This window comes from Pseudomonas sp. VS40, from assembly GCF_018587885.1.
GTDB classification, from domain to species: domain Bacteria; phylum Pseudomonadota; class Gammaproteobacteria; order Pseudomonadales; family Pseudomonadaceae; genus Aquipseudomonas; species Aquipseudomonas pergaminensis.
This window is the reverse complement of record NZ_JAGYWD010000002.1, coordinates 711897-725353: the sequence shown is the minus strand read 5'-3', so window position 1 is coordinate 725353 and position 13457 is coordinate 711897. Positions and strand designations below refer to the sequence as shown.

The following is a 13457-nucleotide window of genomic DNA, read 5'->3' as shown; positions in this document are numbered from 1 at the left end:
TCGCAAGTCCCCTTCCCTCATTGGGTTCAATCGATTCGATCGTAGACCTGTTTCTTCATGGCTGCGTCCAGCACTTGGGGCGGATACCCGCCTTCGATCAGCTCGAATGTACCATCCGGCTTTATATCAATGCCGGACGCTGTGGCAATGACCGTTGACTGCGGCTGCCTGTTGATGATGCTCAACAGCGGCTGTTGATCGCCGAGTGTTTGTTTCAATGAACTGGCCAACCCCTGCGCGCTGCGGGCGTTATCACCGCCAACGAAGATTACCTTGCCGCCATTGGCCAACGACGCGTCCAGCTGTTTCAACATTGGCAACATCGCTGGGTCGGCGACGCCGCCTTGCAGGTGGATCAACGTACGCTTGTGGTAGATCCCATCCTTCAGGTCGGTCAGCACCACCAATGCCGTGCAATCGCTGATTCCCCGGGTATACAGGATCGAATTGGCATCCAGGCGTTGTGCCGATTCGGTGACCGGTACATAAACCTTCTCCGGAACCAACGGTGAACCCGCGAGCAACTGCTGGCCACTCTGCGTCGTGGACGTATCAATGGGCGCCTCGTACAGCTGCTTGACGGGGCCGTCGTGCACGCTCGCCTTGCTCGTCCACCCTTCGTCATGGGTACTGACCCTGAACTCGAGCTTGTCAGGGTGGGTGCTGTAGGTGCGATAAGGGGTGGCCGGCTTTTTCTGGGTAAACAGGGCTTGCAGGCCTTCGTTCATGGCGCTTTGGGTGGGAAACGTGGCAAGGCCCAGGTTCGGGTCATAAAAAAAGAACTGCTTGTTCACGCCATCAACCTTCACGCCCGCCATCATCGCGTGACCCGGTGAATCGATCATCAGGGTCGTGGACGTGGTGGCGCGGCCCAGTTCGGCGATCAGCTCATCGTGGGATACTTGCCGCACTGGGTTGCCGGCGTGGAACACGGCCGGGGTGCTCACCTGTTTCTGTACGTCCTGCAGTGTCTTGGTAAAGGTTACAGAAGCTGGATGAGTCGGTTTTGCGGCGGCGCTGAACATGTTTTCAATCAGCGTTTGACCTTTGCCCTGCTCGAGCGCCGAGGCCATGATCTTGGAGAGCGCGGCACATTGGCCTTGGGACAGTGAATCCACCTGACTGAGGTAAAACAGCTGGGGATTGGCGGTGAATGTGCCACCCGCCGCATCAATGAGCGACTGCGCCTGCTTTACCCCACTGAAGGCATGCTGCACGGCAAGGCGCTCGCGCTGGCGTACCAGGGCGCCAACCTGCGCCGCCGTCAGGCCGTCGGTCTGTGCCAACTTCATGACCTGCTCGGCATTCAGCCGGGAGGAAAAGCCCTTGATGCTATAGGGGTCACCCGCGTTGTAGCCGTTATTGAATGCGGTGCTGGACGGCCCGTTCCTGAGCTTTTGTTCGAGCGCCCTGAAGTTTTCGCGAATGCGCCGGGACGGTTCGGACAGAGCCGGCGCGGCGCCTTGCCAGCTTTGCAATCGCTCGTCAGTGGCCCGCAATGAGGGCGTAAAATCATCCACCGCGCGCTGTCCACCTGCGGGGCTGTAGGCGTGCCATTTGCCGTTGTGCAACACGGCAATACCCTGGACGACGTCGCCATTGACCTTATATACCCCCATCGCGGCGGCGTCGTAGGCTCGACTGGCTTTAAACACGTCATAGTGCCCCGCAGTGCCGCGTACCTGATTTATCACCGCCCTGAAGCGGTGCGCGCTTGCACGGCCCACGCTTGCGACGGCATCCTCGACGCCCGGAATCGGGCTCAACGCCCCGACAGCGCTACGCCCAAGGATCCGGCCGACACTCCAGGCCTTGGCTGCCGTGGAGCCAACACCACTGACTGCACGCGCCACCCGTCCCGCCGCCGAAGCGCCGGCAACGCCAAAGCCCAGCGTATCGAAAAACAGGTCTTGAATGCCGCCGTCGACATCGCCGCGATTGAACTTGGTAATGGCCCCATAGAGCGGGATCAGCCCGGTTATAAATTCGCGAATCTTTCGAATGGGCGGTATTTCACTTTCAAAGGTCGTCAGGCCCCTGGTCTCCCTGACGATCTTCTTACGCACCTGATCGTACATATTGTCCCGCACCAGTTGCGCAATACGAAAGGTTCGGTCGCTGTGAAAGGTCTGGGGAACACCCGAAGTATCGCGTTGTTCGGCGAAAAGCTGCGCGTCCTCCGGCTGGGTCGACACTTTTTCTATATAACGTCGATCAGCTGGAATGTCGGCATAGGTCGTGACCGAGATCTTGTCATCATCAAGCGGCCTGGGGTGCACCTCGAATCGGTATTCGAAGGCCCGATGGCCAACCGGGAAATCTTTCTCAAGGTCAGGCCTGCGGATGATCTTGTGTTGATTGGGATTGACTTCGTAAACCCTGAACTCGTCCTCGTGTTGGGCACGGACCAGCAAAGGTTTCTGCCCGTCCGGCTGGCCACGGCGCCAATACGGAGGAGACTTGGATTGATGGTGGATCAACTCCTCACGGTAGACCTCGACCTTGCCATATTCAATGAATTCGCGGTCCTTCAAGGGCAACTGGGTGAGCATGTACACGATGGCGTCAAACGAGCTGATTTCCAGTTGATCCAGATGCTCGTTGACCTTCGTCTCGAATTGCTGGTTGAAGTCAGGCAGGTTCAGGGTTTTCGCTTGATTGACGATCTGGGCAATGGGTACACCTGGATCGTTCGACGCCCATTGTGCGGTCACGACTCGGGGTATTGGGGCTGCGCGAAATGCGTTCCTTGGGGGAATGACTTGAGGTGCATCCAGCAACTTGCCCTCAACCGCCAGGTCCACCACGGAATAAGGCCCAGGCTCATCTTTGTCACGTGGTTTGCGGTAAATACATTTTTTTTCGTAGTCAGTATCGGCGCCAAAAGTTTCCTTGAGCCAATCCAGTGTCATCTGTTTACGATCGGGTATATCGGAACGCTTGATCACTGAGGCCCGGGACAGCCGGAGCACCTCTTCATCGAAGGCCTTGCGTATGCGCGACATCTGCGCGGGGGAATGGTCGTCAGTCGGGCTGGCAGGAAGGATGCCTCGGCAAACCGCCCAGTCGATGATTGCAAAGTCCTGGGCCTGCTGGGCAACGCGTTGATCGGCGCGCGTGACCGGTGCAATGTCATCGAACGCCATGACCTGGGCATAGCTCATTGTCGCGACACTGCCAGGCGACTGGGCCTCGATGCGTGCGACTGCCGTACATAGGCTGACCCAGCTGTGGGAGCCATAGACGACCCCGGGCGGGATATCCCTGACCAAGAACTGCGGGGCCTTGCGCGCGAGTAACAAGTGGGCCGCAGCCGGTGCCATGGCTTCGCTGGCGCTGCTGCGGGTCATGAGATGTTCGGTCAAACCGGCAACGACCGTCGAGGCGGGTTGACCCCAGAAGCGGCTGTCGTCCAGGTCAAAACCCGCCACTCGATTGCGCGGTGGCGGTTGTACGCTGCCCAGCAAGCTCTCTCGGTCGAGCGAGACTTGCAATCCCGCCAGGAGCCAATCGGTATCGCTGCCGGGCGTTGAACCCGCGTCAACCTTGGCGCGCAGTACACGCCCGACCTCTTGGGCCGCCGGCGAATTGATCAATGCACTGATCACGCGTTCGGGTTCGGCGGCCTCAGCCTCGCTCAGTCGCAGCGTGCGTGTCAGCAAACCAAACAGTTCCGAGTCAGCGGGCAGCTCCAGTGCTTGCACCGGGTGGTAGTACACCGCCAGTAACTGCTCGTGGGACGGCGGTTGCAACCAGGACATCGCTCCGCCGTAATCACCCAATGTTTGCGTCGGGAGGGGGGCTCGTCGGACGTAGCTCAACAGGTTCTTCAACGCGTCAAAATCGGTGGGCAGGTTCCAGCCGTGATCCTGGATAAACTGCTTGAGGGTGACCTTATCCCCCGCTCCAAGCCTATTGAACTGCGCGTAGGTCGAGCTCGGTTCGACCTCCATTGTGTGGACCTGGAGGAGATTCGCGATACGCTCGTTGAACTGCTGGTCCACCTGCTCTTGCGTCATCCCCGGAGGGTTCAGGCGTTTCTGCTCCCTGAACAATGGAAGTTGCTGGTCGAGGCCTGTCAGCACCGCCTGCGTAAAATGCTCTGCGTTTTTATTGTCCGGCGATACCGCCTGCCCCCTTGCCTGCAAAGACGCGTTCACAGGGGGTTGAATGGCGCGTTTGGGCCGGGAAGTGACAGCGGTTTGCAGCGCGGGCGTCGATCTCGGCGGGGTGTTCGATACAGGTTGCGCGTCTGCTGGGAGTGGCGGGCTCACGGAAAAGTCCGGTGAGCGCATATTCACAGTGATCATTTCGATTTCCGGCCTCAGATAAACTCATCGAGCCTTCAGGGCACTGAAGGCAGAAAGTGGTCGTACTGAGTGCAGAAAACGAGGGTCATGAATCCACGGAGTGCGCGTTAAAGCATGACCGGATGTATCAGGCGCAGGACATCACGCGAGTAAGCGCTGGATATGCTCTTGTAGCGTATCCAAGTCAAACGGCTTGGCCAGGATCGGCGCGTTGCGCGTGATCGGGCTGTTGCAGTCGAGAATTTCCTGCGGGTAACCACTGATGAAGATCACTTTCAATTCCGGCCGCAACAGCAGCGCGGGCTCGGCGATCTGCACCCCGGAAATCCCGCCGGGCAAACGGTAATCGGTGACCATCAGGTCCAGGTGTGGCTTGGAGGCAAGGATTTCGAAGGCCTGCTCCCCATCGATTGCCTTCAATACCCGATAGCCCAGGCCCGCCAGGTATTCACCCAGCACAAACATAATGGATTCATCGTCCTCGACGATCAGAACGACATCTTGTGCATCTTCACTCATGGGAAGCCTTTGTCCGGTCAATTGCTGCAATTACGACCATGGGGTCACGCAGAGGTTGCGTCGAGGTGACGATTGATTTCATGTCGACGCCTGCAAGGGCAGGCACACCCGAAACAAGGCGCCCTCGCCTATCTGGCTCTCGACCTCGATAGCGCCACCGTGGGCCGCAACGATCTGCTCGGAAATGAACAGCCCCAGGCCCAGCCCCGCCGCCACTTGGCTGGCGGAAACCCGTTCGAACTGCTGGAAAATACGCTTCTGGTTGTCTTCGCTGATGCCAATGCCGTGGTCGCGCACTTCCACACGGGCTTCGCCGTGTTCGCTGTACACGCGCACCTCTACCGGGCTCTTGGCCCCGTAGCGCAGGGCATTGGTCAGCAGGTTGGTGACCACCTGCTCAATGCGGAACTCATCCCAGTTGCCTTCCACCGGCCCATCGGCCACCAGGGTCATGGTCGAGTCCGCCGCCGCGACCTGGGGCGCGAAGTTTTCCACCAGGTTGCTCACCAGTTGTGTCAGGTTAAAACGCGCCGGGCGTATCGACAGTTTGCCGGTGCGGATGCGCGATACGTCGAGCATGTCCTCAATCAGTCGGATCAGGCTCTGGATCTGGCGTTCATCGCGGTCGACCATGGCATGCATTTTGTCCAGGGTGAACGCGGCGGCGTTGTCGCGGGCCAGGTGCATCTTGCGCAATTGGGTCTCAAGGATCAGCCCGTTGAGGGGCGTGCGCACTTCGTGGGCAACGATCGACATGAAATCGTCACGCATGCGCACGGCCTGCTCCAGCTCGGCCTGGGTGGCCTGCAGGCGTGCCAGCAGCTGTTCCTGCTCGCGACGGCTGCGCTCCAGGGCTTCGACCTGTAGCTTCATGGCCTTGCTTTGGCGGTACAGGTCGACGAACACATTGACCTTGCTCTTCACCGCGTGGATATCCAGCGGCTTGTGCAGGAAGTCCACGGCGCCGCTTTCGTAGCCCTTGAAGGCGTAATTGAGTTCGCGGCCGGCGGCGCTGACGAACACAATCGGGATGTTCTTGGTTTTTTCGGTACCGCGCATCAATTCGGCCAGCTCGAACCCGTTCATGCCGGGCATCTGCACGTCGAGAATCGCCATGGCGAACTCGTGCTCCAGCAACAGGGACAAGGCCTCGTCGGCGCTCAATGCCTTGAACACCTGGCGGTCCTCGCGCTTGATCAGCGCTTCGAGGGCCAGCAGGTTTTCCGGCAGATCGTCGACGATCAGCAGTTTGGCCTGGACAGTACTTAACATGGGGAATATTCCAGGGAAGCCAGCAATGAGCCAATGTGGCTCAACGTCAGAATGTGGTCAGGTGTATGCAGCGCCAGGGCTGCACGTGGCATGACAGCGACACGTGCTTCAGTGGGTTCTTGCACGACGGTGGTACCACCCTGCTGCTTGACGTGAGCCAGGCCGCGGGCGCCGTCATGGTTGGCACCGGTCAGCAGGATCGCCATCAAGCCTTTGCCGTAGGCATCGGCGGCGGATTCAAACAGGAAATCAATCGCCGGCCGCGAATGGTGCACCCGGTCTTCCTGGCTCAGGGACAGGCTGCGGTCTTGCTCCACCGACAGGTGATAACCGGGGCCGGCAAAGTACAGGGTGCCGGGCTTGAGCACTTCCTTGTCCCGCGCCTCCACCACCGGCATGGCAACCCGACGGTCAAATACCTCGGCCAATTGGCTGCGGCGTTCGTCCGGCAGGTGTAATACGGTGATGATCGGCAAGCCGAAGTCTGCGGGCAGTTGGCCAAATATTGTCAGCAGCGCCTCCACGCCACCGGCGGAGGCGCCGATGACGATAGCTTCTATGCCCCGGACCGATGCCGGGCTGGCAGACGCTTGGCTCATAGCTTCCGGTAGATCCGTTCCTGTTTGACCAAGGGTTCGAACTGTTTGCCGAACGCGGAGAAATCCAACGTCTCCTTGCTGCCCAGCACCAGGAAGCCGCGATGACACAGCGACTCGTGGAACAATCCAAACGCACGATCCTGCAATTTTTTATTGAAGTAAATCAATACGTTGCGACATGAAATTAACTGAGTTTCTGAGAATACACTATCGGTCGCCAAGCTGTGGTCGGCAAAGGTGACATTCTCGCGCAGCGTCTTATCGAAGATGGCGTAATCGTATGCCGCCGTGTAGTAGTCGGCAAATGAACGTTGCCCACCAGCCTGCTGATAATTGGCGGTGTAGGCGCGCACGTTCTCCAGGGAAAAGATGCCCTGCTTGGCTTTGTCCAGCGACGCCGGGTTGATGTCGGTGGCGTAGATGATCGTTCGCTCCAGCAACCCCTCTTCGCGTAGCAGGATGGCCATGGAGTACACCTCCTCGCCCGTGCTGCAACCGGCGATCCAGATCTTGATCGACGGGTAGGTCTTGAGCAGCGGCACCACCTCCTGGCGGATCGCCAGGAAGTGCGACGGGTCGCGAAACATCTCGCTCACCGGGATCGTCAGGAACTGCAGCAACTGCATGAACGCGGCCGGGTCGTGCAGCACGCGCTCCTGCAAGGCGGAAATGGTCGCGCAATCAAACTGGCGCAGGGCGTGGGCCACGCGGCGCTTGACCGACGCGCCGGAGTAATCCCGGAAGTCGTAGCTGTACTTGAGGTAAATCGCCTCGATCAACAGGCGCAGCTCAATGTCGCTGCTTTTTTCCAAAAAACTTCGCTCCACTTAAATGCGTTCCATCTTCGGTAGCCATACGCGAATCAGTGAGAACAGACGATCCAGGTCGATCGGTTTGGCCAAGTAATCGTTGGAGCCGGCTGCCAGGCAGCGCTCCTGATCGTCCTTCATGGCCTTGGCCGTTACCGCGATGATCGGCAGTTTCTTCCAGCGCGGGTCCTGGCGGATCAAGGCAGTGGCCTCGTAACCGTCCATTTCCGGCATCATCACGTCCATCAGCACCAGGTCGATATCGTCGACTTCATTGAGTTTATCGATGGCTTCACGGCCGTTACGCCCGATCACCACCACCGCGCCTTTGTGCTCCAGGGCACTGGTCAGGGCGAAGATGTTACGCACATCGTCGTCCACCAGCAGGATCTTGCGCCCCTCGAAGACTTTATCGCGGCTGCGGGCGGTCTTGAGCATCTTCTGGCGATCATGGGACAGCTGGGATTCGACTTTGTGCAGAAAGAGTGTGACTTCGTCCAGCAGGCGCTCGGGCGAGCGGGCGCCCTTGATGATGATCGAGCGCGAATACTTGCGCAGTTCGGCCTCTTCATCGCGGGTCAGGTTGCGACCGGTGTAGACGATCACCGGCGGGAACGAGCAAATGTCCTCGGTGGCCATGCGCTTGAGCAACTCGTTGCCGAGCATGTCCGGCAGCTTGAGGTCAATGATCATGCAGTCGTAGATATTGGTGCGCAGCAGGTCCAGGGCGGCCTGGGCGTAACCGACGTCGGTGATCTCGATGTCATCGTCACCGATCAGGCGGGCGATGCTGTCACGTTGCAGGTCATCGTCCTCCACCAGCAGCACGCGCTTGACCTTCTGGGTCAGCTTGGCTTCCAGGCGCGCGAACACGTCCTTGAGCTCTTCGCGGGTGGTTGGCTTTACGGCATAACCGATGGCGCCCATGTGCATGGCGGCTTCCACGCGATCTTCCACGGAAATCACGTGCACCGGGATATGCCGGGTGTTGGCGTGTTCCTTCAGGCGTTGCAGTACGGTCAGCCCGGAGTGGTCCGGCAGGCGCATGTCCAGCAGGATCGCGTCGGGAATGTACTCCTCGGCCAGGCTGTAGCCTTCGTCGGCGCCATGGGCCACCAGGCAGTTGTAGCCCAGCTCGTGGGCCAGGTCGAAGAGGATGCGCGCAAAGTTCGGCTCATCCTCCACCACCAGGATGCAGCGCGTGGTGAACGGGGCCTTGTCGCGGTCGTCGGCAAAGCGTGGGATCTGGCTGGCATCGGCCACCGGCAGCGGCGACACCTTGACGGCGACCGGAACCGGTGCGGGCGCCACCACCACTTGGCGGGGCTGCTCGATCGGCGCGGCGTCTTCTTCGCGTTCTACATACTGCTCCGGCAATACCAGGGTGAAGACACTGCCCTTGCCTGGCTCGCTGGTCACACTGATATAGCCACCCAGCAGGGTCGCCAGGTCGCGGGAGATCGACAGGCCCAGGCCGGTGCCGCCATAGCGGCGGTTGGTGGTGCCGTCGGCCTGGCGGAAGGCTTCGAAGATGCTTTCCTGCTGGTCCGGGGCAATGCCGATGCCGGAGTCGCGAACCGTGAAGGCAATGCCCTCCCCTGACGCGCGGGACACCGACAAGCTGACCTCACCCTGCTCGGTGAATTTGACCGCGTTGGACAGCAAGTTCTTGAGGATCTGTTCCAGGCGCTGGCGGTCGGTGAACAGCATGGTCGGTGAGCCAGCCTGCACGTCCACCCGGAACCCCAGCTTGCGGTCGGCCGCCAGCGGCTCGAACATCCCGCGCAGGCCATCTACCAGGCGTGCCACGCTGGAATTTTCCGGACGCACTTCGAGCTTGCCGGCCTCGACCTTGGAAATATCCAGGATGTCGTTGATCAGGTTGAGCAGGTCATTGCCAGCGGAATAGATCGATTCGGCAAACTTGACCTGCTCGGCGCTGAGGTTTTCCTGGGGGTTCTCGGCCAGCAACTTGGCCAGGATCAGCGAGCTGTTCAGCGGTGTGCGCAGCTCGTGAGACATGTTGGCGAGGAACTCGGACTTGTACTTGCTGGAACGCTGCAACTCTTCGGCGCGGTCTTCCAGCTCAAGCTGGGCCTGGTTCAGCTCAATGTTCTTGCGGTCCATGGCGTCGCGTTGCTCGGCCAGGGTCTCGGTCTGCTCGGCCAATTGTTCGTTGGTCTGCTCCAGCTCGGCCTGCTGGGTTTCCAGGTGGGCCTGGGACTCCTTGAGGATGCGCGACTGTTCTTCCAACTCTTCGTTGGCGGTCTTGAGCTCTTCCTGCTGCACTTGCAACTCTTCGTTGAGCTGCTGGGTCTCGGCCAGCACTTCTTGCAGACGCTGGCGGTAGCGGGCGGCTTCGATCGAAGTGCCGATATTGCCGGCGATCAGTTCCAGCAGCTCTTCGTCGCGCTCTTCCAGCGGGCGCAGGAAGCCCAGCTCGATCACACCATTGACACGGTCATCATCGCTGGTGGGCATGACCAGAACGCTGCGGGTCGGGCCTTCGCCCAGGCCGGAGCTGACCTTGAAGTAATCCACCGGCACATCATCCAGGCGAATCAGCCGATCCAGTTGGGCGGCTTGGCCGACGATGCCTTCGTCACTGTAAATCGCTTGCTCACGCTGTTCCTGCTCGCGGGAGAAGCCATAGGTGGCCACGCGCTTAAGGCCGCCGTGTTCTTCTCGCACGTACAGCGCGGCAACAGCCGAGCCCATGTACTGGGCAAAAAATTGCAAGATATTGCGGCCGAGCATATTAAGGGTGAGCTGGCCAAGCACTTGTTCAGCCAGTTCGGTCTGGCCATTGCGCAGCCAGGCTTGCTGCTCGAGCCGTCGCGCAATCTTCTGTTGCGACGCGAGGTTTGCGCTATAACTCTCTGATAAAGCTAGCAAATTCTTGCGGCCGATATAGGCCAGGAAGCCACTCAAGCCGAGCACGAAGGCCAAGTACAGGGTGACGCTGATTACCGTGGTGCGGGTAACTTCCTCATTACGGGTGATGCGGAACTGCTGCTCCATCGCCACCGCATCGTCGTATTCCTTGCGGATCTCATCGGTCAAGCGTTTGCCACGGCCGGCCTTGACCGCGCTGCGGTAGTCACCGCTGGTGCGCTGCATGTCAATCATCGACTGGGCGTACTTGTTCCACTCGGCCTGCAAGCCTTCCAGGCGCTTGAGGCGGTCCACCTGCTGCGGATTGTCGGCTACCAAATCTTGCAGGTTGCGCAGGTCGGCAATGATGCGCGGCTTGGCAACCTCATACGGGTCAAGGAAATGCTCGTCGCCGGTAATAAGGAAACCGCGCATGCCGGTCTCCAGGTCGACCGTCAGCTTGGACGACTCATTGAGGTTGTTAATGACCCGGTCGGTGTGCTCCACCCACTGGATCACCGACAGCAGATAGGTGATCAAAACGACGAAAAACACCGCGCTGAGCACGCCCACACCCAAGGGCAATGCCACGTTTCGGCTTAGGAGGTTACGAAAGCTCTTTTCATCGACGGACGACGCGGGAGTCATGGGCATGCCTTGGCCAAATACGGAAAAACCGGGAGTTTGCCCCAAAGTGACAGGCAAAACCATTTTTCTAGAACGGTTTTGTACAGATTCCTACAAAGGAACAGGCTATTCTCTCTGGTCTTTTCTATCGCATTGTTTTTACGGCCAGCGGGAACTTGTCACGAGTGCGCGCTTACTCAAGGAAGAGGCCTGACAGAACGGCCGCGTGTAAATCCTCGCCTTTTTTGGGAATTCCATACTATGTCCGCAGTCACCTCCACCATCCTTGTTGTTGAAGACGACGCCATCGTGCGCATGCTGATCGTCGATGTCCTGGAGGAGTTGGAATTCAGTGTGCTGGAGGCTGCCGACGCAGAAGAAGCGCTGGCAGTGGTGAATAGCACCGAGCAGGTCATCGACCTGATGATGACCGACAATGGCCTGCCAGGCATGGATGGCAAGGAACTGGCAGAGCATGTGCGCAAACTGCGCCCCGCCCTGCCCATCCTGTTTGCCAGTGGCTACGCGGAAATCGACGTGCCTGCCGGCATGCAGGTGATTGCCAAGCCGTTCTCCATCGATCAATTGCGCGACAAAGTCAAATCGATGCTGCCCGACGCCTGAGCCCCGCTGCCGCCCAATCAGGGCGGCCACTTGCGAGCATAGCCTGCCGAGGGGCTGATACTTGCGCTCCACAGGCACCTGAACCTTCGATTCGAAGAACGACACTCACTGGATTCTCATCGGTTTTGGTGCGGGCAACGCCTGGAAAGCCGGCAGTAACCTGTTCAATGCCTCTGTCGAGCTACAGTGGACAGTGGCGAGCCAGGGTGACGGCTCGCCCGAGTTCACGCTGCTCGCAGGGATTAACGTGACGTTCGACAAATAAACCGGTTTACTCGGCGGTTTAATCCCACGCCCTTAAAAAAGATCTCTGGAAGGACGCTACAACATGATTGGAAAACCGACGCGCCTGCTGTTGGCGAGCCTCTCGATTCTCATGAGTACCGGCGCCTGGGCCGATTTCACCGCAACCCCCAGTGAAGCCCGGGCCATCGCCAAGGAAGCCTATTTGTATGGCTACCCGGTGGTGGAGATGTACAAGACGCTCTACACCCAAGCCGTCGACAAGGGCGGGGCCAACTTCAAGGCGCCGTTCAATCACATCGGCAACACTGCCCAGGTGTTCACGCCCAAGGACACCGCCTTCGTCACCCCGAACTCAGACACGCCTTACTCCTTCGTGTGGCTGGACCTGCGCAGCGAGCCCCAGGTGCTGACCCTGCCCAAGATCGAAGACAACCGCTACTACTCGGTGCAGTTGATCGACCTCTATACCCAGAACTTCGCCTACCTGGGCACCCGTAGCACCGGCAACAACGGCGGCCACTACATGATCGCCGGTCCCGACTGGAAGGGTCAGCAGCCGGTGGACATCGACCGTGTGGTGTACAGCGAAAGCAATATCGCCTATGCCCTGTACCGCACGCAGCTGTTTGATGAAAAAGACCTGAACAAGGTCAAGCAGATCCAGAGCGGCTACAAAGTGCAGCCGTTGAGCAGCTACGTGAAGCAACCCGCCCCCGCCAAGCCGCCGAAGATTGAATGGCCCAAGCCCATGGCAACCATGACCGAGGGCCCGCAACTGTTTCGCTACCTGAACTTTATGCTGGCCTTTGCCGCACCGCAGGACAGTGAAAAAGACCTGCTGGCGCGGTTTGCCAAGATCGGGATCGCCCCGGGCGCACCGTTCAAGGTCAAGGAATTGACCGCCGAACAACGCAAGGCCCTGGAAGACGGTATCTCGGATGCCCGCGCCGAGTTCGCCGCATTCAAGAAGGACAAGATTGACACCCACCAGGTCTCCAGCGGTGAGCTGTTCGGCAGCCGCGACCGCCTGAAAAACAACTACCTGTACCGCTACGCCGGCGCCGACATGGGTATTTTCGGCAACTCCGCCGACGAAGCGGCTTATCTCGGCTACTTCGTCGACAGTGAAGGCAAGCCCGCCAACGGCGCGCGCCACAGCTACACCGTGCATTTCGCCAAGGACCAGCTGCCACCCGCCGACGCGTTCTGGTCACTGACCATGTATGACGCCAAGACCAAGCTGCTGGTGCCCAACCACAAGAAACGCTACCTGATCAACTCGCGGATGCTCTCCAGCCTCAAGCGCGACGCCGATGGCGGCCTGACCCTGGCGCTGCAGCACCACGAGCCACCCAAAGCCGAACAAAGCAACTGGTTGCCGGCCCCACCGGGCCCGTTTTATGCCGTGTTGCGCATTTACCTGCCCAAGCCTGAGGTGGGCAACGGTCAATGGAAGCTGCCGCCCCTGACCCCACTCAAGTAACACCGCGTGCCCGGTCGCGACAGGGATTGACCGGGCATTGACGACTCACGCGCCCTGATGCGCAGCTTCCTCAACCTGTGCCAAACCGGTAATG

8 protein-coding genes are annotated in these 13457 nt (G+C 59.5%); 2 read left to right on the top strand and 6 right to left on the bottom strand.

All coding sequences use genetic code 11. The annotated features are described in order from the left end of the window. Positions 1 to 26 precede the first annotated feature (26 nt). The 6 genes from KHP07_RS08380 to KHP07_RS08355 all read right to left on the bottom strand — a co-directional run bounded on the left by KHP07_RS08380 (position 27) and on the right by KHP07_RS08355 (position 11031). Complete coding sequence (locus KHP07_RS08380; protein ID WP_214496994.1) at positions 27 to 4310, bottom strand: Mcf1 protease effector domain-containing protein; 4284 nt, start codon at positions 4308 to 4310, stop codon at positions 27 to 29. 141 nt (positions 4311 to 4451) lie between these two features. Continuing rightward, the gene (locus KHP07_RS08375) at positions 4452 to 4829 is read right to left on the bottom strand and encodes a response regulator (RefSeq protein ID WP_078048504.1); all 378 of its coding nucleotides are present in this window, start codon (positions 4827 to 4829) and stop codon (positions 4452 to 4454) included. 78 nt (positions 4830 to 4907) lie between these two features. Then, positions 4908 to 6101 carry a hybrid sensor histidine kinase/response regulator gene (locus tag KHP07_RS08370; protein WP_078048505.1) on the bottom strand — a complete coding sequence of 398 codons (1194 nt, stop codon included), beginning with the start codon at positions 6099 to 6101 and terminating at the stop codon, positions 4908 to 4910. Beyond that, a complete protein-coding gene (locus tag KHP07_RS08365) occupies positions 6095 to 6700 on the bottom strand; it encodes a chemotaxis protein CheB (protein WP_100490627.1) in 606 nt (201 codons plus the stop codon). The genes KHP07_RS08370 and KHP07_RS08365 overlap by 7 nt, the downstream gene beginning before the upstream one ends. Then, a complete protein-coding gene (locus KHP07_RS08360; RefSeq protein WP_371857052.1) occupies positions 6697 to 7527 on the bottom strand; it encodes a CheR family methyltransferase in 831 nt (276 codons plus the stop codon). Before KHP07_RS08360 ends, KHP07_RS08365 begins: the two co-directional genes overlap by 4 nt. Then, positions 7528 to 11031 carry a response regulator gene (locus KHP07_RS08355; protein ID WP_214496993.1) on the bottom strand — a complete coding sequence of 1168 codons (3504 nt, stop codon included), beginning with the start codon at positions 11029 to 11031 and terminating at the stop codon, positions 7528 to 7530. 240 nt (positions 11032 to 11271) lie between these two features. Between KHP07_RS08355 and KHP07_RS08350 the strand changes: the two genes are divergently transcribed. Both KHP07_RS08350 and KHP07_RS08345 read left to right on the top strand, forming a co-directional pair. Continuing rightward, entirely contained in the window at positions 11272 to 11634 is a 363-nt protein-coding gene (locus KHP07_RS08350; protein ID WP_078048508.1) for a response regulator, read from the top strand. A 328-nt stretch (positions 11635 to 11962) separates the two neighbouring features. Beyond that, a complete protein-coding gene (locus KHP07_RS08345; protein ID WP_214496992.1) occupies positions 11963 to 13363 on the top strand; it encodes a DUF1254 domain-containing protein in 1401 nt (466 codons plus the stop codon). Positions 13364 to 13457 lie beyond the last annotated feature (94 nt).